Origin of the sequence: Streptomyces sp. 5-10, from assembly GCF_014712245.1 — a bacterium.
In the GTDB taxonomy this organism is placed as follows: Bacteria; Actinomycetota; Actinomycetes; order Streptomycetales; family Streptomycetaceae; genus Streptomyces; species Streptomyces violaceusniger.
Genome location: NZ_JACVYG010000039.1, coordinates 42,169 through 63,039, shown reverse-complemented (window position 1 = coordinate 63,039; position 20,871 = coordinate 42,169). Strand labels below are relative to the sequence as shown.

At 70.4% G+C, this 20,871-nt stretch carries 16 protein-coding genes; 5 read left to right on the top strand and 11 right to left on the bottom strand.

Annotated features, from left to right (window positions below; genetic code table 11):
- Positions 1-67: 67 nt before the first annotated feature.
- Entirely contained in the window at positions 68-1,072 is a 1,005-nt protein-coding gene (locus IEJ02_RS33305; protein WP_191068240.1) for a multicopper oxidase domain-containing protein, read from the bottom strand.
- 223 nt (positions 1,073-1,295) lie between these two features.
- On the opposite strand from IEJ02_RS33305, the gene IEJ02_RS33300 reads away from it, so the two are divergent.
- Both IEJ02_RS33300 and IEJ02_RS33295 read left to right on the top strand, forming a co-directional pair.
- Positions 1,296-3,773 (top strand): ThuA domain-containing protein, encoded by a 2,478-nt coding sequence (locus tag IEJ02_RS33300; protein WP_370467168.1) that lies wholly within the window; start codon positions 1,296-1,298, stop codon positions 3,771-3,773.
- 62 nt (positions 3,774-3,835) lie between these two features.
- A complete protein-coding gene (locus IEJ02_RS33295; RefSeq protein ID WP_223864904.1) occupies positions 3,836-5,989 on the top strand; it encodes an OmpL47-type beta-barrel domain-containing protein in 2,154 nt (717 codons plus the stop codon).
- 212 nt (positions 5,990-6,201) lie between these two features.
- Here the strand turns inward: IEJ02_RS33295 and recQ are convergent, their stop codons facing one another.
- A complete protein-coding gene (gene recQ / locus IEJ02_RS33290; RefSeq protein WP_191068238.1) occupies positions 6,202-8,073 on the bottom strand; it encodes a DNA helicase RecQ in 1,872 nt (623 codons plus the stop codon).
- A gap of 159 nt (positions 8,074-8,232) precedes the next feature.
- Between recQ and IEJ02_RS33285 the strand changes: the two genes are divergently transcribed.
- On the top strand, positions 8,233-8,802 hold the full coding sequence (locus tag IEJ02_RS33285; RefSeq protein ID WP_191068237.1) for a snapalysin family zinc-dependent metalloprotease: 570 nt from the start codon (positions 8,233-8,235) through the stop codon (positions 8,800-8,802).
- Between the two features lie 115 nt (positions 8,803-8,917).
- On the opposite strand, the gene IEJ02_RS33280 is transcribed toward IEJ02_RS33285, so the two are convergent.
- A complete protein-coding gene (locus IEJ02_RS33280; RefSeq protein ID WP_191068236.1) occupies positions 8,918-9,727 on the bottom strand; it encodes a DeoR/GlpR family DNA-binding transcription regulator in 810 nt (269 codons plus the stop codon).
- Positions 9,728-9,912: 185 nt separating this feature from the next.
- Between IEJ02_RS33280 and IEJ02_RS33275 the strand changes: the two genes are divergently transcribed.
- Positions 9,913-10,680 (top strand): HpcH/HpaI aldolase family protein, encoded by a 768-nt coding sequence (locus IEJ02_RS33275; RefSeq protein WP_191068235.1) that lies wholly within the window; start codon positions 9,913-9,915, stop codon positions 10,678-10,680.
- 27 nt (positions 10,681-10,707) lie between these two features.
- Here the strand turns inward: IEJ02_RS33275 and IEJ02_RS33270 are convergent, their stop codons facing one another.
- From IEJ02_RS33270 to IEJ02_RS33235, 8 genes are all read right to left on the bottom strand, one after another.
- A complete protein-coding gene (locus IEJ02_RS33270; RefSeq protein WP_191068234.1) occupies positions 10,708-12,078 on the bottom strand; it encodes an NAD(P)/FAD-dependent oxidoreductase in 1,371 nt (456 codons plus the stop codon).
- 79 nt (positions 12,079-12,157) lie between these two features.
- Positions 12,158-13,147 (bottom strand): zinc-dependent alcohol dehydrogenase family protein, encoded by a 990-nt coding sequence (locus tag IEJ02_RS33265; protein ID WP_191068233.1) that lies wholly within the window; start codon positions 13,145-13,147, stop codon positions 12,158-12,160.
- Positions 13,144-14,022, bottom strand: coding sequence for a carbohydrate ABC transporter permease (locus tag IEJ02_RS33260; RefSeq protein WP_137981332.1), 879 nt, complete (start codon positions 14,020-14,022; stop codon positions 13,144-13,146). The genes IEJ02_RS33265 and IEJ02_RS33260 overlap by 4 nt, the downstream gene beginning before the upstream one ends.
- Positions 14,019-14,984 (bottom strand): carbohydrate ABC transporter permease, encoded by a 966-nt coding sequence (locus tag IEJ02_RS33255; protein ID WP_191068232.1) that lies wholly within the window; start codon positions 14,982-14,984, stop codon positions 14,019-14,021. Before IEJ02_RS33255 ends, IEJ02_RS33260 begins: the two co-directional genes overlap by 4 nt.
- Positions 14,981-16,330, bottom strand: coding sequence for an ABC transporter substrate-binding protein (locus IEJ02_RS33250; RefSeq protein ID WP_191068275.1), 1,350 nt, complete (start codon positions 16,328-16,330; stop codon positions 14,981-14,983). Before IEJ02_RS33250 ends, IEJ02_RS33255 begins: the two co-directional genes overlap by 4 nt.
- 51 nt (positions 16,331-16,381) lie before the next feature.
- Positions 16,382-17,143, bottom strand: coding sequence for a DeoR/GlpR family DNA-binding transcription regulator (locus IEJ02_RS33245; protein ID WP_020866433.1), 762 nt, complete (start codon positions 17,141-17,143; stop codon positions 16,382-16,384).
- Between the two features lie 278 nt (positions 17,144-17,421).
- Entirely contained in the window at positions 17,422-18,765 is a 1,344-nt protein-coding gene (locus tag IEJ02_RS33240; protein WP_191068231.1) for a 6-phospho-beta-glucosidase, read from the bottom strand.
- The gene (locus tag IEJ02_RS33235; protein ID WP_191068230.1) at positions 18,762-19,523 is read right to left on the bottom strand and encodes a DeoR/GlpR family DNA-binding transcription regulator; all 762 of its coding nucleotides are present in this window, start codon (positions 19,521-19,523) and stop codon (positions 18,762-18,764) included. The genes IEJ02_RS33240 and IEJ02_RS33235 overlap by 4 nt, the downstream gene beginning before the upstream one ends.
- 206 nt (positions 19,524-19,729) lie before the next feature.
- Between IEJ02_RS33235 and IEJ02_RS33230 the strand changes: the two genes are divergently transcribed.
- The gene (locus IEJ02_RS33230; protein WP_191068229.1) at positions 19,730-20,866 is read left to right on the top strand and encodes a carbohydrate kinase family protein; all 1,137 of its coding nucleotides are present in this window, start codon (positions 19,730-19,732) and stop codon (positions 20,864-20,866) included.
- Positions 20,867-20,871: the final 5 nt, after the last annotated feature.

Here is a 20,871-nt window from a genome sequence, read left to right as displayed (position 1 = left end):
GGGGGAGGGCGGCGACACGGCGACGGGGCGGGCCCGGTGGCCCGCCCCGTCCCTGTCGCTCCGGCGGCTATCCCGAGCGGTGCGCGGACAGCCGGTGCGGGTCGTAGCCGGGGATGGTGCCATCGGCCTTGGCGACCAGGAACAGCCCGGCCATGCCCATGTCGGAGTGGCTCTGGACATGGCAGTGGTACATCCAGGCGCCCGCGCCGACGTTCTCCCCGGCGATCACCTGGAAGCCGAAGGAGTCGGCGGGCCCGGTGATCTTGTTGTCGATGACCCGGCTCACATCGTCCGGGCCCTCCAGTAGCCCGGTGCGGTTGTCCGCCCAGCGGTGCCCGTGCATATGAAAGGTGTGATAGTACTCGCCGTGGGTGATCATGATGATCTCCACACGGTCGCCCACCGTGGCCCGGAACTCGGGGGCGTCATGCCCCGCCTTGTTGTTGATCGTCATGTCGTTGAAGACGATCGTGAACTGCTTGTCCGGCAGGATGTCACCCGCCCGCCGCACCACCACCGGCCCGTACAGCCCCTTCCGGAGGCCGCCGGTGCCGTGCGGGGTGCCCACCGCGTGGTCGTGGTAGTGCCAGTAGCCCGCGCTGCCCGGCCGCCAGGTGCCGTCGGCGCGCTTGCCCGGGGCGTGGGTGCGCCAGGTGTAGGTGCGGGTGCCGCCCGGCTCCACGGCGCTGCGGTTGAGCTGGGTGCCGTCGCTGGCCACGTCGTAGTCCAGGCCGTGGACATGGAGGCTGGCCGTGACGTCCATGGTGTTCTCGAACTCGATGTGCAGGGTGTCGCCCTCGGTCAGCTCGATCAGCGGACCGGGGATGCTGGCCTTGCCCTTTTCGAGCCCGTACCCCATCGATCCGTCCGGCAGCTTCTCCGCGTAGAGCTTGAGATGGCGGACCGCGCCGCCCGCGGCCGCCGTTCGGACCCCGTCGGACGGGGTCTTCGGCGCCTTCGCGGCGGCGGGGGAGGTGAGGGCCAGCGGTCCGACGGCCGCGGCGGCCGCGCCGCCGGTGAAGAGCCGTCTGCTGAGACCGCGTCTGGAGGTGAAGCCGGGTGCGTCGCTCATCGTTCTCCCAAATCGCTGTGGATCCCCTGCCGTTGACGATGCGCAGATGCCCCGGGGTGCTTTCACGGTAGCCGGGGGATCCCCGTTCATCCACACTCAGGACAAAGTTCGTTGAGTTGCGGTCATAGCTATTGGCGACTTGCGAAAAGCCGTCTAGCTTCCTTCAGCGGTGTTATCGGTACGTGAGAGGGATGGGTGACCAATGCGGGACATACCGTACCAAATGCCCTCAAAGAGGAGAGGGCTGACAGTCGGTCGGCTGCGAAGGAGACGCGCGGGGATGGCGGCACTGCTCTTCGGCGCCCTCACCGCGACCCTGCTCGGCGGGACCCCCGCCAGCGCCCGGCCCGAGGATCGTGCGCCACTCACGCTGCCGTCGCCGCCCGGCGGTGACAACGTCCGGGTCCTGGTGTTCCACGGCTCGGCGGGGGACGAGCCGGCCACGGTGAACGCGGGCATCGAGGCCATCGAGCGGATCGGCAACCAGGGGCCCGCGGCGACCCGGTTCACCGTCGACGCCACCGCCGACGCCTCGGTCTTCACCAAGCCCCGGCTCGGCAAGTACAACGCCGTGGTCTTCCTGACCGGCGCCGGCGATGTGCTCGACCCCGAGCAGGAGGCGGGGCTCGAGGCGTACATGGAGGCGGGCGGCGGCTTCCTCGGCATCCGTGACGCGGCCCGCAACGAGCCGTACTCCGACTGGTTCAGCGGGCTGATCGGCGCCCGCCCGGCCACCACCAGCCCGGCCACCGCCCAGCGCGCCGTGGTGGAGGTCGGCGACCGCGTCCACCCGGCCACCAAGGAGCTGCCGCTGGAGTGGAAGCGCACCGACACCTGGCTCAACTGGAAGAACAACCCCTCCGGCACGGTGCACACCGTGGCCCGGGTCCGCGAGTCCAGCTACCAGCCGGGCGCGGGTGCCAACGGCGCGGACCACCCGATCTCCTGGTGCCGTGACTACGACGGCGGCCGCTCCTTCTACACCGGCATGGGCGGCACCGTCTCCACCTTCCAGGAGACCGACTTCCGCGCCCATCTGCGCGGCGCGCTGCTGTGGACCACCCGTCTCTCCCGCGCCGACTGCAAGGCGACCATCAACGCGAACTACAAGGCCGAGCGCGTCACCAAGCCCAATCAGCCGGGCCAGTCCGACCAGATCGGCGAGCCGCACGGCCTCGTCGTCGCGGGGGACGGCCGGGTGCTGTACATCGGCCGGGGCGGCGGCGACAACAGCGCGCCCGTGGTCACCGACTGGAACGACCCGGAGATCGGCAAGGGCCAGGGCCAGATCCATGTCTACGACCCGGCCACCGGCAAGGTGACGCTCGCGGGCGCCCTGACCGTCTTCGGCAACAAGGGCGGCGGCGATGAGCTGATCAAGAACGAGGAGGGGCTGCTCGGCATCGAGCTGGACCCGGACTTCCTCACCAACGGCTGGGTGTATCTGCACTACACCCCGCACTCCCGGATCAACCGGGACACCCAGATGGCCGAGCGCCGCGTCTCCCGGTTCACCCTGGACCTGAAGACCAACAAGCTGGACCTGGGCTCGGAGAAGGTCCTGCTCTCCTGGCCGGTCCAGATCCACAGCTGCTGCCACGCGGGCGGCGGGATGAGCTGGGACTCCAAGGGCAACCTCTACATCGCCACCGGGGACAACAACTCCTCCCAGTTCAGCGACGGCTACTCCGGCAACAACCCACAGCCGAACTACAAGGGCGTCTCCTTCGCCGACGCCCGCCGCACCGCGGGCAACACCCACAACCTCAACGGCAAGATCCTGCGGATCCACCCCGAGGACGACGGCACCTACACCCTCCCCGAGGGCAATCTCTTCACCGGCAAGGAGCCCGACGAGGGCGGGGGCAAGACCCGTGGCGAGATCTATGTGATGGGGGTGCGCAACCCGGCCCGGATCTTCGTGGACCAGAAGACCGACATCCTCTACGCGGGCTGGGTCGGCCCGGACGCGGGCGAGCCCAGCACCACCTGGGGCCCGGCCAAGTACGACACCTTCGCCGCCATCACCAAGGCGGGCAACCACGGCTGGCCGTTCTGCATGGGCAACAAGCAGCCCTACCGGGACCGCAATCTGCCCGACCCCAGCAAGCCGCTGGGCTGGTACGACTGCGACCACCCCAAGAACGAGTCACCCAACAACGACGGTCTGGTGAACCTGCCGCCCATCACCGCGAACACCATCTGGTACTCGCCCCAGGGCGGCGCCCCCGACTACCCGCGGGACGCGAACGGCATCCCCAGCTACAAGACGTCGGAGGCCACGTACCTGCTGCCGTGGCTCAAGGGCGGCGGCCAGGCCACCATGAACGGCCCGGTCTACCGGTACGACGCCACCAGTGACAGCACCACCAAATGGCCCCAGTACTGGGACGGCAAGTGGTTCGTCGGCGACTTCTACGACGGCGACCAGCCCCGCCACGCGGTGCTGACCGACCCCAAGACCGTCGGCAAGGGCGGACTGCCGGTGCACGCCGAATCCCTCAAGAAGATCATCCCGGTGGGCGCCGACGGCATCCGCAACCTCATGGACTGGAAGTTCGCCCCGGACGGCTCGCTCTACGTCCTCGACTACGGGCGCGGCTTCTTCACCTCCGACTCCAAGTCGGCGCTGTGGCACATCACGTACACCGGCGGCGAGCCCACTCCGCTCGCCCAGGATCTGGCCAGGAAGGCGGAGTGACCGTGAAACGAAGGCGCCCCAAACCCATCAGACCCTGGCTGCCCCTGCTCGCCGCGCTGCTCATGGTCCTCGGGCTGAGCTCGGCGACGGCGACGGTGGCCTACGGACAGGACGACACCCGGCAGGCCGTCCAGCAGACCCTCACCTGGACCGCGGGTGACGACATCACCAAGTACTCCTCGGCGCCCACCACGGCGGTCGCCGGGAAGGCCACCATCGTCTTCGAGAACAGCACGGCCACCGGCAACACGATGGGGATGCCGCACACCCTGACCTTCGATGTCTCCGACCCGGAGTACAACAACGACGTCCCGCTGAACATCCTCGCCAACCCCTCGGACGACAGCGGCGGCAAGCACACCGCCGAGGTCACCCTCAGCCCCGGCCGCTACCGCTACCACTGCACCATCCCCGGCCACGGCCAGATGCAGGGCATCCTGGTGGTCACCGACGGCGGCGGGGGCGAGGACACCACCGCGCCCGAGGTCTCGGCGAAGGTCGAGGGCGAGAAGAACACGGACGGCGCGTACATCGGGATGGCCACCGTCAGCGTGTCCGCCACCGACGAGGGCTCGGGCGTGGACCGGATCGAGTTCGCCGAAGGCGACGGGGCGTTCCAGCCGTACACCGCCCCGGTGATGGTCCACCAGGTCGGGCAGCACACCATCCGCTACCGGGCCGTGGACAAGGCGGGGAACGTGTCGGAGGTGAAGTCGGTGGACTTTACCGTGGTGGCGCCGCCGACGGACGACTCCACCCCGCCGGAGACCTCCGCCACCGTCTCCGGTGAGAAGGACCCGTCCGGTGCGTACATCGGCATGGCCACCGTGACCATCACCGCCTCCGACACCGGATCCGGGGTCAACCGGATCGACTACGCCCTGGGCCAGGGGGAGTTCCAGCCCTACACCGGTCCGGTGATGGTCCATGACGCGGGCGCGCACACGGTGCGCTTCCGGGCGGCGGACAAGGCGGGCAATGTGTCGGCGGTGAAGTCGGTGGACTTCCGCGTCGTGGTCCCGCCCGCCGAGGACACCCTGCCCCCGGTGACCTCCGCGCAGGTCGACGGCACCAAGAACTCCGACGGCGCCTATGTGGGCAGCGCCAAGGTCACGCTCACCGCCGCCGACGACGACTCCGGAGTGGAGAAGGTCGAGTACTCCCTGGACAGCGGCCCGTACCTCGCCTACACCACCCCCGTGGTGGTGGACCGGGTGGGCCGCCACACCGTGGCGTACCGCGCCACCGACAAGGCGGGCAACACCTCCGGGGCCCGGCAGATCGCGTTCACCGTGGCCGAGGGCGGCGGGGTGCCCGCACCCGCGTGTCCGGAGTGGGACGAGCGCCTCACGGTGATCGTCGGCACGGTGGACACCGGCGTCCCCAACCGCATCACCCGCAGCCGCTGCACCATCAATGAGCTGATCGAGGACGAGAAGGACTGGTCCTCCCACGCCCTCTTCCTCAAGCACGTCACCGCCGTCACCGACAAGCTGCTCGCCGACGGCGTCATCGACCAGCGCGAGTACCGGGCGATCAACAAGGCGGCCAGGCAGTCCGGGATCGGCAAGCCCGGTCAGGGCGAGGGCTACCGCCCGCTGTTCGACGGCACCAAGAAGTCCTTCGACAAGTGGCAGCACGTGGGCGGCGGGGCCTTCGGTCTCAACGACGACGGCAGCATGACCAGCGACACCTCGGTCGAGGGCATGGGCATGCTGTGGTTCCCGCAGCGGACGTACGACGACTTCTCGCTGAAGCTCCAGTTCCGCGATGACGCACCCGGGACGGGCAATGCCAACGGGGGTGTCTTCGTGCGCTTCCCGTACGTCCATGACCACCCCGAGGAGTCCCGCCCGGAGTGGGTCGCCATCAAGTACGGGCACGAGGTGCAGATCCTCGACCGCCCGGACGGCGATATGTACAAGACCGGATCGATCTACGGTTTCGACCGGGTCGGGCTGGCCGGGGCGGGGGTCACCCCCAAGGGCAGCTGGAACGACTACGAGATCCGGGTGGTCGGTCAGCACTTCTCGATCTACCGCAACGGTGTGCTGCTCAATGAGTTCGAGAACACCGGTGGCCAGGAGTTCACCCCGCCGCGCGCGGACGACCCCGGCACGGACGGCCGTCGGTACTCCTCCGGGTACATCGGTCTCCAGGTCCACAGCACCGATGATGTGATCTCGTACCGCGACATCCGCATCAAGGAGCTGTAGGAACGCCTCGTACGGCATGAGGAACGGCGCGAGGGTGAGTGGCCGCCGGAGCACCCCAGTCCCCGGCGGCCACGGACCACGGGCCCTGACGTTACCTCAGGTAACACTCATCGGTAACCCCTGTGCTCCAGACCTGCCAAACCCCCGCTCCCGGCTTGCGGAAGCGAGGGTTTCACGCGGGGGTTTGACGTATCGTCAGGAGGCTGGGGCGGTCAGGACGCCAGGGTGTCCAGAATCCCCTGCCCGTACTTCACCAGCTTGTTCTCGCCGACCCCGCTCACCGTGCCGAGCTCCTCGAGGGTGGCCGGGGCGCGGGTGGCGATCTCGCGCAGGGTGGCGTCGTGGAAGACCACATACGCGGGGACGCCCTGCTCCTTCGCGGTCGCCGCCCGCCAGGCGCGCAGCCGCTCGAAGACCGGCACGGCCTCCTCCGGCAGATCCACCGGGGCCTTCTTGGCCTTCCCCGAGGCCCCCGGCTTCGCCTTCGCGGTGCGCGGTGCCTTCTCCGGCTCGCGCCGCAGCCTGACCTCGCGCTGCCGGCCCAGCACCTCCGCGCTCGCGTCGGTGAGCACCAGCGTGCCGTAGTCCCCCTCGACGCCGAGCAGCCCCTGGGCCAGCAACTGCCGTACCACACCGCGCCATTCGGCCTCGCGCAGCTCGGTGCCGATGCCGAACACCGACAGCGCGTCATGGTCGAACTGGATGACCTTGGCCGTCTTCTTGCCGAGCAGGATGTCGATGATCTGCCCCGCGCCGAACTTCTGGTTGCGCTCCCGCTTGAGCCGCACCACCGTGGACAGCAGCTTCTGCGCGGGGATGGTGCCGTCCCAGGACTCCGGGGGCGTGAGGCAGGTGTCGCAGTTGCCGCAGGGGGCGGACTTCTGGCCGAAGTACGCCAGCAGCCCCACCCGGCGGCACTCCACCGTCTCGCACAGCGCCAGCATCGCGTCGAGATGGGCGCCGAGGCGGCGCCGATGGGTGTCGTCGCCCTCGGAGGTGTCGATCATCTTCCGCTGCTGGATCACGTCCTGGAGCCCGTACGCCAGCCATGCGGTGGAGGGCTGTCCATCACGCCCGGCCCGGCCCGTCTCCTGGTAGTAGCCCTCCACGGACTTGGGCAGGTCCAGATGGGCCACGAACCGCACATCGGGCTTGTCGATCCCCATGCCGAACGCGATCGTGGCCACCACGACCAGACCGTCCTCGCGCAGGAAGCGCGCCTGGTGCTCGGCGCGGACCCGCGCGTCCAGCCCCGCGTGGTACGGCACCGCGTCGATGCCCTGGGCCACCAGGAACTCGGCCGTCTTCTCCACCGAGGAGCGGGACAGGCAGTAGACGATCCCCGCCTCGCCCGCGTGCTCGGTGCGCAACAGCTCCAGCAGCTGCTTCTTCGGCTCGTTCTTGGGGGCGATCCGGTACTGGATGTTCGGGCGGTCGAAGCTGGCCACGAAGTGCAGCGCGTCCTGGAGCTTCAGCCGGGACGCGATCTCGGCGTGGGTGGCCTCGGTGGCGGTCGCGGTCAGCGCGATCCGGGGCACGGTGGGCCAGCGCTCGTGCAGCTCGGACAGGGCCAGATAGTCCGGCCGGAAGTCGTGCCCCCACTGCGCCACGCAGTGCGCCTCGTCGATGGCGAACAACGAGATCTGGCCCCGGTCCAGCAGCCGCAGCGTGGACTCGACCCGCAGCCGCTCCGGGGCGAGATAGAGCAGATCCAGCTCGCCCGCCAGGAATTCGGCCTCGACCATCCGCCGCTCGTCCAGGTCCTGGGTGGAGTTGAGGAACCCGGCCCGCACCCCGAGGTTCCGCAACGCGTCGACCTGGTCCTGCATCAGCGCGATCAGCGGGGAGACGACGACGCCGACGCCCTTCCGCACCAGCGCCGGGATCTGGTAGCACAGCGATTTGCCACCGCCGGTCGGCATGAGGACGAGGGCGTCACCACCGGCCACCACATGGTCGATGATCTCCTGCTGCCCTCCCCGGAACGAGTCGTAGCCGAAGACGCGGTGCAGAACGCCGAGCGCCTCGCTCGTCTCGGGGCCGGGCGCGTCGCTCATGTCGGGGCCGGTGTCGGGGAGAGCCATCCGGCGATTCTAGGGTGCCGGAAGGTACGCGTGGTGACCGCCTGTGGACAACCGGCCGGATGAGAGAAGGTGTGGGGACGCAGTGGCCGATGAGCGGGCGGACATGCCATGCTCATGCCCACTTGCTCCGTCCATCCTTTCCCCACGAGGAGGCCGATCGTGAGATCCAGCACGTTCGTACGTGCCTTACCCGCCGCGGTGACGGCGGTGCTCGCCCTGACGGCCGGACAGGCCGTGGCCGCCCCCGCCTCCGCCGCCCCGGCGGAGCACACCGCCGCCGCGCGGACGGTGACGTACGACGCCAGCGGGGCCGCCGAGTTCAAGGACGCCGTGGCCAAGGGCGCGGCGATCTGGAACGAGAGCGTGGTCAACGTCCAGCTGAAGCCGGCCACGTCCGGGCAGCGGGCCAACGTCCGCATCATCGCGGACAACGGCTGGCCCCGCACCCTCTCGACCGGTCTGGGCAGCGGCACGATCTACTTCGGCCGCCAGGCCGTCGACGAGGGCTACAACACGGTGCGGATCTCCTCGCACGAGCTCGGCCACATCCTCGGTCTGCCGGACATGAAGCCGGGCCCGTGCTCGAGCCTGATGTCCGGCTCCACCGCCGGGGTCTCCTGCACCAACCCCTACCCGAACGCCGCCGAGAAGGCCGAGGTCGAGGACAGCTTCGGCCTCGTGGGCGCGGGTGCCACGGCCGCGGCCGCACCGCGGATGTACCGGGACTGACGTACCGGGACCGACCGGAGTGGGCCGGGTGCGCCGGAACCGACCCGAGCGGGCCGGGAGCCAGGCTCCCGGCCCCTCACCCCGGAACCGCCACCGCCGCCGAGGTGGTGCGCCGTCAGACGGTGATCACCTCGGTGTCGGGCAGCGCCCGGAAGGGGCCCAGCTGGTCATCGGTGGCGCCGCTGTCGGTGACCAGCGTCCACGGCCGGTCCAGCGGGGCCCAGGCGGTGAACGGGGACTGGCCCAGTTTGCTGCTGTCGGCCAGGACGTACACCTCCTTGCCGCGGTCGGCCATCATCTCCTTGAGCGAGGTCTGCTGGAGGCTCGCCTCGCAGATCCCCAGCCGCGCGTCCAGCCCGTCGGCGCCGAGGAAGACCTTGTCCGCGGTCAGCCGGGACAGGGTCAGCTCGGCGAGCGGCCCGACGAACCCCTGGCTGACGTGGCGCAGCGTCCCGGCGAGGGTGATCAGCTCGACGCCGTCCGCCTCGGCCAGCTCGCGCAGCGCGGTGAGCCCGCAGGTGATCACGGTCAGATCGCCGCGGGCGCGCAGATGGTGGGCGAGCCGTCCGGTGGTGGTGCCGGCGTCGAGGATGACGGTGTCGCCCGGCACGATCCGCGCGGCCGCCCAGCGCCCTATGCGGTCCTTCTCGGCGACCGCGAGCCCGCTGCGCTGCCCGAGGGTGGGCTCGGCGGTGTGACCGGCGCTCATCGCGCCGCCGTAGGTGCGGGCGATGGCGCCCTGTTCGGTGAGGAGCGCGAGATCCCGGCGGATGGTGGAGGGCGTCACCTCCAGCGAGCGGGCCAGCTCCTCCACGACGACCGTGCCATCGGTCTGGATCATTCGGGCGATCAGTTCCCGGCGGTCCCCGGCGCGCAGCCGCCTGCGCTCCTCCGCCCCGGCCTCCTGACGCATCGCGCCCCCCATCTTCCGTCACTCCGCGCGACTCTGCGCAGCCCTGAGCAACCCTATCAGTCTGCGCATTTCGCGCTGATCCATCGCGGAAACCGCGCAGTTGCTTGCGTGTTACGTGCAATCGTGCGAGCGTTCCGCTCATAACGCGCATGGAGTGAAGAGGGCGCACCACTCGCCGAAGGAGAGAAGCCGACAGCATGAACACTTCCCCCGCCGACTTCGCGGCCCGGCTGCGCGCACGCCGGCGAATCATCGGCTACTGGGTCGTCCTCGACAATCCCGTCGGCACCGAGCGCCTGGCCGGGCTCGGCTACGACTACATCTGCGTCGACGCCCAGCACGGCCTCCTCGACTACAAGGGCACCCTCGCCGCGATGACCGCCATCGACGCCCGCGGCACCGCCGCCGGTATGGTGCGCGTCCCGGGCAATGACGGCTTCTGGATCGGCCAGGCCCTCGACGCCGGCGCCCGTGGCGTGATCGTTCCGCTGGTCAACACCGCCGAGGAGGCGGCCGCCGCGGTGAGCTACTGCCGCTACCCCCCGCTCGGGATCCGCTCCTACGGCCCGATGCGCTCGGGTCTGCGCGTCGGCCCCGCCCCGGACGAGTCCAACCGGCAAGTGGCCTGCGTCGTGATGATCGAGACGGCCCAGGCGCTGGCCAACACCACGGAGATCTGCGCCACGGACGGGCTCGACGGCGTCTACATCGGCCCGTCCGACCTCACCATCGCGCTCGGCGGCCGCACCTCGACGGACACCGCGGTGGCGGAGCGGTTCGACGCGGCGCTGGCGAAGGTCGCCGAGGAGGCACGGACCGCGGGCATCGCCGCCGGTATCCACTGCCCCGACGGGGCGACGGCCGGCAAGCGCCTGGCCCAGGGCTTCACCTTCGCCACGGTCAGCAGCGACCTGGCCCACCTGGAGCAGGCGGCGGCCGCGCATCTGCGCGACGCGGCCGGCTGAGCGCGCTCTCCCGGGCACCCTCCCGGGTCAGCTCTCCACGCGCAGCGGCGGGTCCGTCAGGCCCCGGCCCCTCGGCAGCAGCACCGTCCGCAGGGCGACCCCGGGGGACAGCAGCCGGGACGGCCCCGCCGCCAGATAGGTGACATCGCGGAACGCCGCGCCGACCACCCGGTCGATCGCCGCCCGGTCCGCCAGCCGCCCGAAGTACCAGCTCCGCAGCCGCTCGGCCGCCCTCGGTGGCGTGGCGTCCGCGTCCGTGACGTACGGGCGGTCCGCGCCGACGGCGGTCAGCCAGGCGGTGTCGCCCGCCCGGGCCACGGCGCGCTGCGCCGCGGCCGCGAAACCGGGCCGCAGTCCCCCCTCGGCCAGGCAGCGGCGCAGGGCCAGCCCGCTGAGGGCGGCCACCGCCATGCCCTGGCCGTAGATCGGGTTGAAGGTGCAGGCGGCGTCCGAGACCGCGAGGAACCCCTCGGGCACCCCGCCCGGGGCGTCGTAGTGGCGGCGGCGGTTGGAGGTGTCGCGGAACCCGTACGGCGGGGACACCGGCTCACAGGTCAGCAGGTGTTCGTACAGCGCGGGCTCGCCCAGGGACTTGACGAAGCCGGGCACCTCCGAGCTCTCGGTCGGCGGATGGTGACCGCGCACCCCGCCGAGCGTCAGCAGCCAGGTGCCGCCCTCGACCGGGGACCACGCCGCGCCGCGCGGACAGTCCGGGCGCGGCTGGATGACCATCACCATGTCCAGCGGCTCGGCGGGCCGGAACTCCTGCGTGCAGTAGCCGATCCCGGCGTCGACGACCTCCTCGCGCGGCGCCGGAGCGCCCAGCTCCGCCAGCCACTTGAGGGCGCGCGAGCCGCGCCCCGAGGCGTCGATGACCAGATCGGCGGGTAACTCCCGCTCGGCGCGCCCGGCGTCCCGCGCCCGCACCCGTACGCCGGTCACCTGGTCCGCGCCGCCGAGCAGCCCGACGGCCTCGGTGCCCTGGAGCACCTCCACCCGGGTCCCGGACCCCTCGGCCTCGGCGAGCACCCGCGCCCGTACGGTGGCGTCGAACAGCGCCCGGGTGCAGCTGGTGGTGGCGTGTCTGCCCTCGTGGAAGCGGCGCTGCCAGCCGTTGCCGCCCTTGGTGATCACATCGCGCGGCGCCTCCAGGCGGTGCGCGCCCGCCGCCTCCAACTCGCCGTTCAGCCCGGGGAACAGCTCCTCCAGGGCGCGCCGCCCGCCGCTGAGGAAGACATGCAGATGGCGGCCCTGGGGCACGCCCTTGCGGAAGGCCGGGCGGTCCGGGTAGCGGTCGCGCTCCACCAGGGTGACCGTGTCGACGTGGCCGAGGAGCGCGCCCGCCGCCAGCGTGCCCGCGAGACCCCCGCCCACCACCACCGCGTCGCCCTTGCCCATGTGCCCGCCCCTCCCGCCGACCGTGATCGATAACGGCCCAAGCCTGGTGCCCCGGGCTTGGGCCGTCAACCACACACGGTTATGGGACGACCACGATCTTCCGGCCCACTCCCGCCTTGAACTGGTCGAGTGCCTTGGGGTACTCCTCCAGCGGCATCCGGTGGCTGATGAAGATCTTCGGGTCCAGCACCCCGCTCGCGAACAGCCCGGCGGCACGCTCATAGCTGTGCAGCACGGCCATCGAGCCGGTGATGGTGATCTCCTGGTTGTAGATCTTGTACGGCTCGATGGTGGCCCGCGTCGCGTAGTCGGAGACACCGAACTGCAGGAACGTTCCGGCCTTGGCCACCCGGCCCAGGCCGTCCTGAATGGCGGCCTGGTTGCCGGTGGCGTCGATGACCACGTCCCAGCCCCGCGGCTGGTCCAGCTCGTCCGCCGAGGCGGCGGACCGGGAGCAGCCGAGGGTGGTGGCGGTGGACAGCCGATCGGGGTTGACATCGAGCATGTCCACGCTGGTGGCGCCGGTCCGCTTGGCCAGCTCCAGCATCATCAGCCCCATGGTGCCGGAGCCGTAGATGAGCACCTCGGCGCCCAGGTTGCCGTTGAGCACGTCATAGCCGCGCACCGCGCAGGACAGCGGCTCGATCAGGGCCGCGTCGGCCACGTCCACCTGCTCGGGCAGCTTGACGCAGTTGGCCACCGGGGCCACCGCGAACTCGGCGGCCCCGCCGGGGACGCTGACCCCGATCGCGTTCCAGTTGTCGCACAGGTTGCCCCGGCCGATCCGGCAGTAGCGGCACTCGTGGCAGTGCAGCGAGGGGTCCACGGCGACCCGGTCGCCCACCGCCACCTCGGTGACATCGCTGCCGAGACCGACGACCACACCGGCGAACTCATGCCCGGGGACGATCGGCAGCGTGGGCGCGAACTCCCCCTGGAGGATGTGCAGATCGGTGCCGCACAGCCCGCAGGCCGCCACGTCCACCACGACCTCGCGGGGGCCCGGGGTGGGGTCCGCGACGGTGGTGACGGCGACCTTCCCGGGGGCTTCGATGACTGCGGCCCTCATTTGACTGCTCCTAGCGACAGGCCCTGGACCAGCTTGTCCTGGGCGGCGAAACCGGCGGCCAGCACCGGCAGGGAAATGACGACCGACGCGGCGCACACCTTGGCCAGGAACAGCCCCTGGCTGGTCACGAAGGTCGTCAGGAACGCCGGGGCGGTCTGGGCGACCACACCGGTGAGCACTTGGGCGAAGAGCATCTCGTTCCAGCTGAAGATGAAGCAGATCAGCGAGGTGGCGGCGATGCCCGGGCCCGCGATCGGGGCCACGACCCGCCACAGGATGGTGGGCAGCCGCGCCCCGTCCATCTGGGCGGCCTCGATGATCGATACCGGGATGTCGGCGAGGAAGGACTGCATCATCCACACCGCGATCGGCAGGTTCATCGAGGTGTAGAGGATGACCAACAGCCAGACGTTGTCCAGGAAGTTGATGTCCCGGGCGAACAGGAACACCGGCAGCAGTCCGGCCACCACCGGCAGCATCTTCGTGGACAGGAAGAAGAACATCACATCCGTCCACTTGCGCACCGGCCGGATCGACAGCGCGAACGCCGCCGGTAGCGCCAGCAGCAGCACGAAGCAGGTGGAGAAGAGGGAGGTGCCCACCGAGTTGAGCAGCGCGGGCCAGGGACTCGCCCCGCCGCCCACGCCGAAGAAGTCCTTGTACCCGTCGAGGGTCAGCGGCGCGGCCAGCGACGGCGGGTTGGTGGCGGCGTCGGCCTCGGAGTGGAACGAGGTCAGCAGCATCCACAGCACGGGCAGTACGAAGACGATGCCGACGAACCAGGCCAGCACGCCGAGCGCGGCACCGCGCCGCTTGGCCCGGCGGGTGGCCTCCGGAACGGATGTGATGGTCACCGGGGTGCTCACGGCGGTCATGCGCGGGACGCCTCCTCACGGAAGAGGGACGACACCACGCGCAGCGCGAAGGTGGCGATGATGATCGTGCCGATCACCACCACGACTCCCGCGGCCGATGCCAGCCCGTACTCGTGGGCGTTGTAGAAGGTTTCGTAGATGGTGTAGGGGAGGTTGGCGGTGTCCAGGCCACCGCGGGTCATGGTGAAGACGGCGTCGAAGTTCTGCACGATGTAGATGGACCCCAGCAGGGTGCCGAGCTCCAGATAGCGGCGCAGATGCGGAAGCGTCAGAAAGCGGAAGATCTGCCAGTTGCCGGCCCCGTCCAGCCGGGCCGCCTCGACCATGTCCAGCGGCTTGCTCTGCAGCCCGGCCAGCAGGATGAGCATCATGAACGGCGTCCACTGCCAGATCAGCGACGCCTCCACCGCGATCAGCGGCGTATCGGTGAGCCACTCCGGCTGGGGTCCGCCCAGCCAGTTGAGCACGCCGTTGAACAGGCCGTACTCGGGGTTGTACAGCGCGTGCTTCCACAGCAGCGCCGAGGCCACCGGCACCAGCAGGAACGGGGCGATGAGCATGGTGCGCACCAGGCCCCGGCCGCGGAACTTGCGGTCCAGCAGCAGTGCCAGCAGCAGCCCCAGCACCACGCTGACGATCACCACGGAGGCGGTCAGCAGCACGGTGGTGACGATGGACTCGCGCAGCGACGCGTCGCTGAGCACCGTCTTGTAGTTCTCCAGCCCCGCGAACGCACGGCGGTCGGGCCGGAACGAGTTCCAGTCGAAGAGCGAGATCACCAGCGTGGCCACGAACGGAAGCTGGGTGACCACGATCAGGAAGATCAGCGCGGGCAGCAGCGGTGCCCGGGTGGCCCACTCCCGGGCCCGGTTCCGGGACGCCACGGGGCGCCCCGCGGAGGCGGGGGCCGCGGTCGGTGGCCGCTGGCCGCTCACGGGTACTGCCGTCGTCGGATTACTCATCGGTACTCCTCGCCGACCTTCTCGGCCAGCTTCTGCGAATTCTTCAATGCCGTATCGACGGACTGCTTTCCGGCGATGGCGGCGCTGATCTCCTGGGCGACCTTGGTGCCGAGATCGGCGAATTCGGGTATGTCGACGAACTGGATGCCGATGGTCGGCCGCGGCTGCACTCCCGGATCACGCGGCTTGGCGCTGAGGATCGCCTTGCGGGTCTCCTCCGAGAAGCTGCCGGCGGTCTCGCGGTACTCCGGAGAGGTGTAGGTGGACGACCGCTTTCCCGCGGGCACGTTGGCCCAGCCGAAGGTCTTGCCCACCAGGGCCTCGTACTTCTTGCTGGATGCCCAGGAGATGAACTTCCACGCGTTGTCGGGGTGGCGCGATGCCTTCTGGACGCCCCATGCCCAGGTGTAGAGCCAGCCCGAGCTCTCGGTCTTCTCCACCGGCGCCTGGACATATCCGATCTTGCCCTTGACCGGGGACTTGCTCGCCTCCAGCGACCCGGCGGCCGAGGTGGCGTCGTACCACATGGCGCTCTTGCCCTGGGTGAGGTTGTTCAGGCACTCGGCGAAGCCCGACTGGGCCGCACCGGCCTCACCGTGCTTGCGCACCAGGTCGACATAGAACTTGGTCGCCTTGGTGAATTCCGGCGAGTCCAGCCGCGCCTTCCAGTCCTTGGTGAACCAGGTGCCGCCGAAGGTGTTGACCACCGTGGTCAGCGGCGCCATCAGCTCACCCCAGCCGGGCAGTCCGCGCAGGCAGATGCCGTTCATCCCCTTGCGGGCGCCGTCCACCTTGGCCGCGATGTCCGCGACCTGCTGCCAGGTGGGCCGCTCGGGCATCTTCAGCTTCTTCTCGGCGAGGACGTCCTTGCGGTACATCAGGAACGACGACTCACCGTAGAAGGGCTCGGCGTAGAGCTTGCCGTCCTCGGCGGTCAGCGACTGCCGCATCGAGGGGAGGACGTCCTTCTGGTCGAATGCCTTGTCCTTGGCGGCGTAGCCGTCGAGCGGCATCAGCCAGCCGTTCTTCGCGTAGAACGGCACCTCGAAATTGCTGATGGTGGCCACGTCGTACTGGCGCGCCTGATTGGCGAAGTCCTGACTGATCTTGTCGCGGACCTCGTTCTCGGGCATCATCGTGAATTTGACCGTGATGCCCGTTTCCTTGGTGAAATACTTCTTGGTGAGCTTCTGCAGGTCCACCATCTGGGGGTTGTTCACCATCAGGACATTGATGGTCTTGTCGCCTGAGCTGCCGCCCCCCATACCGGCGCAACCGGTCAGGAGCGCGCCCGCGGTCAGGGCCACCACCGGTATCCGGGCAGCACGAAGAGTCAGGACTGGCATCACGGATCCAATCGAAGGGACGTGGGGAAGGAAAACAGTGGGGGAAGGGCGTCAGACCCTGACGATCTGGGGGCCCAGCAGCGAATAGCGGTGTGCCTCGGTCAGCGGCAGACCCGTATCGGTCACGATCGTTTCGAAGTCCGAGACATCCGCGAACCGGCAGAAGCTGACGGCTCCGAATTTGGTGTGCACCCCGGAGAAGATCTTCCGCCGGGACACCCGCACCACCTGCGCCTTGACCTCGCTGACCGCCGGATCCGGGGTGGTCAGGCCGTACTGGCGGGAGATGCCGTTGGCGCCGATGAACGCCAGGTCGATGACGAAGCCCGAGAGCATATGCGTCGCCCAGTGGTCGACGGTGGCCATCGTGCCCCCGCGCACCCGGCCGCCGAGGAGCAGCACGGTGGTGTTGTCACGGGTGGCGAGGCCGGTGGCGGTCGTGAGGGAAGCGGTGATCACGGTGAGCGGCCGGTCCCTGGGCAGGGCCTCCGCGATCAACTGCGGGGTGAATCCCTCGTCGATGAAGACCGTCTCGGCATCGCCCAGCAGATCGGCGGCCGCGGTCGCGATCCGCGACTTCTCCGGTACGTGCATGGTGGTGCGGAAGGCGAGGGTGGTCTCGAAACCGGCGCTCTCCACGGGGTAGGCGCCGCCATGGGTACGCCGCACCAGCCCGTGCTGTTCCAGGACCCGCAGGTCGCGGCGCACCGTCTCCTTGGACACCCCGAGGTCGGCGGCGAGTTTGCCGACGTCGACGACGCCGGCACGGCGAGCCGTGTCGAGGATCTCCCGACGGCGTTCCTCCGCGTCCACGCCGCACCTCCTGCCTAGGTCTTTCGGCTTGCGTGGCAGTTTTACAAGCGTGCAACAGGGGAAGCCAGCCTTGGCACCACAGAGATCGTGACCGTATGCGCCCGTTTCACAACCGTTATAAGAGCAGTTCGGAGCGGGTGAGGCAACGGACGGTGAGGAACTCGGCTGCCTGGTTGTCCACCCGGCGGGCCCGTTTCCCGCCCGTTTACCGAAAGAGGGCGTGAACGGAGCCCGTCCGGGCGGGTTCACATACTGGGGAATGCCCGAACGGACATGTGCTATAGGGCCCCGGAGGCGTCGAGAATCCGGCCCGCGACCTTGACCGAGTCCACCAGCGGGTGGAGCGCCAGGGCCCGCAGGGCCGCACCGCGGGCGATGCCCGAATCGCTGCCCGCTTCGGTCGTGGCCGCCTCGATGGCCGAGCGCTCCACCGCCTTGATCGACAGCATCAGACCGAGCTGGTCCGGCGCCACCGCGCCGGTCGCCAGCGGCCGCGCCCCGCCCGCGTCCACCAGACAGGGCACCTCCACCACGGCGTCCTCGTCAAGACCGGGCACGGCCGTCCGGTTGCGCACGTTGAGGATCAGCGTGGCGCGCTCATCGCGGGCGATCGCCCGCATGATGGCCAGCGCGATCCGGTCGTAGCCGCCGCCGTCCAGATCGCAGGAGTCGCGCTCCCAGCCGCCGGTGGCCTCGCGGCTCTCGGCCATGTACGTGGCCTCACGCTCCAGCCGGGTGCGCTCCCACTCCCTGAGTGCCCCGGGCGCCCCGGAGCCCGCCGTCTCGTAGAACCGGGCCTGCTGGTCGCGGAGGAACTCGCCACGAGTGGCCGGGGCCTGCCGGATCGAGGCCACCGCCTCCCGGTTGAAGTAGTAGTAGTGCAGATACTCGTTCGGCAGCGCGCCCAGCGCCCGCAGCCACTCGGCGCCGAAGAGCTTGCCCTCCTCGAACGACTCCAGGGCGCCGGTGTCGCCGAGCAGCTCCGGCAGCCGGTCCCGGCCGTCCACCACCACCCGGCGCAGCCAGCCCAGGTGGTTCAGGCCCACATAGTCGTACGTGGCCCGGTCCGGGTCGGCGCCGACCGCCCGCGCGGCGCGGCGGCACAGGCCGACCGGGGAGTCGCAGATGCCGATCACCCGGTCGCCGAGCACCCGCTGCATCGCCTCGGTGACCATGCCCGCCGGGTTGGTGAAGTTGATGACCCAGGCGTCCGGGGCCACGGTGGCGATCCGCTCGGCGATCCGCAGCGCCACCGGCAGGGTGCGCAGCCCGTAGAGCACGCCGCCCGCGCCGACGGTCTCCTGCCCCAGCACCCCCTCGCCGAGCGGAATCCGCTCGTCGTTCGCCCGGCCCTCCAGACCGCCGACGCGGATGGCCGAGAAGACGAAGTCGGCGTCGCGCAGCGCCTGGTCGAGATCGGTGGTGGCGCGGACCGCGGGGGCGGTGGGGCGGCCCGTGGCCTGTTCGGCCAGGACCGCGCGGATCGCGTCCAGCCGGCGCCGGTCGGTGTCGTACAGCACCAGTTCGGTGCAGCGCCCCGCCCGGTCCCCGGTGTCATCGAGCAGCGCCCGGTACACCAGGGGCATACGGAACCCTCCGCCGCCCAGCACGGTCAGCCTCATACGGTCACTACCTCCACATCGCCCTCGCGGAACACGGCGAGCGTCGCCGGGTCGGACGTCTTGTTGGTGATCAGGGTGTCGATGCCCTCCGGTCCGCAGATCCGGGCGAGGCCGGTGTCACCGGGGAACTTGCCCGCGGTGACCAGCAGCACCACCTCCCGGGCCGCGCCGAGCATGGCCCGTTTGACCGGCACCTCCACATGGGTGCTGTCCAGCACGCTGCCGTCGGGGAGCACCCCGCTGGCGCCGAGGAAGAGCCGGCCGACCCGCAGCTGGCGGATATTGGACTCGGTGAGGAAGCCGACCACGGAGCGGTAGTTGGCGCGCACCTGGCCGCCCAGCAGGATCAGGGTCACCCGCGGGTCGTCGCGCAGCTCGTCGTAGACCGCGAGATTGCTGGTCACCACGGTGACCGGACGGCCGCGCAGCAGCTTGGCGAGCTGGAGGGTGGTGGTGCCGATGTCCAGCAGCAGCACATCGCCGTCCGCCACCAGCTCCGCGGCGGCCCGGGCCACGGCCTCCTTGTCGGCCAGGTCGTCGACCGCCACCTCGCTGAACGGGCGCTCCTCGTCCTGCGAGGGTGCCGCCACCGCGCCGCCGTAGACCCGGGTGAGCCGGCCCGCCCGGCCCAGCTCGGTGATGTCCCGCCGGGCCGTGGCCTCGCTGACGCCGAGACGCGTGGCGATCTCCCCGATGGGCAGCACGCCCTCCTCGCCGAGGATGCTCAGCAGCTTCTCGTGGCGGCTCTCTCGCAGCATGGTGGCAACGTACTGCAGATGAGCGAGTGTGCGCGACTCTGATCGACCTCTTGCATTCACCCCAGGTGAGGTGCAAGGTGTCGCTCACGCCAACAGGGTCCTTCCGGCGGATGTCCGTGGGCATGCCGGGCGTCGCGACGCCGCGGAGATCCGTCAGGAGGGCCCTGGGCGCGAACAGGCCATGCCGCACAAGGAAAGGCACGTCGGTGAGCACCACGGCCGGAACCCCCGATCCGATCCAACCGATCCAACCGATCGACCCGCTCGCGGCGCTGCGCGCCACCACGGACCCCGAGCACGACGTCTACCTCACCGGCACCGTGTTCCTGGACATCATCTTCACCGGGCTCGACCACGCCCCCGTCCGCGGCACCGAGTCATGGGCGCGCGGCATGGGATCGAGCCCCGGCGGCATCGCCAACATGGCCACCGCCCTGGCCCGGCTCGGCCTGCACACCACGCTCGCCGCCGCCTTCGGCACCGATGTCTACGGCGACTACTGCTGGGAGAGCCTCGCCCTCGGCGAGGGCGTGGACCTCACCCCGTCCCGCCGCGTCCCCGGCTGGCACTCCCCGGTCACCGTCTCCATGGCGTACGAGGGCGAGCGCACCATGGTCACCCATGAGCACCCGGCCCCGCCGCCCGCCGTCCGCGGCGCGCCGCCCCGCTCCCGCGCCTGTGTGGCCACCTTCGAACCGGGGCGCCAGGACGACTGGGTGCGCCGGGCGCAGACCCAGGGAGCCAAGATCTTCGCCGATGTGGGCTGGGACGAAACCGGCCGCTGGGACCCCGCCGCGCTCCCCGATCTGCCCTACGCCCACGCCTTCCTGCCCAACGCGGCCGAGGCCCAGCGCTACACCCGCACCGACAGCCCCGAGCGGGCGGTGCGCGCCCTGGCGGAGCTGGTGCCGATCGCCGTCGTCACCCGGGGCGCCGAGGGCGCCGTGGCCATCGACTCGATCACCGGGGAGAGGGCGGAGGTGCCCGGGCTGCCCGTGGACGCGCTGGACCCCACCGGGGCGGGCGATGTCTTCGTGGCCGGATTCATGACCGGCACGCTCGCGGGCTGGCCGCTCGCCGACCGGCTCGCCTTCGCCAACCTCACCGCCGCCCTCTCCGTCCAGCACTTCGGCGGCTCCCTGGCCGCGCCCGGCTGGCCGGAGGTGGCCGCCTGGTGGAACCGTGCGCGCCGGGCGGCCGGCGGCGGGGCGGACGCGGCCGGACTCGCCCGCCGCTACGCCTTCCTGGGCGAGCTGATCCCGGACCGGGTGCACGGCTGCCCACGGCTGCGGGCCCTGCCCACCATCGGCTTCCGGGTGCACGACAGTGCCCAACGGTCCTGACGGTC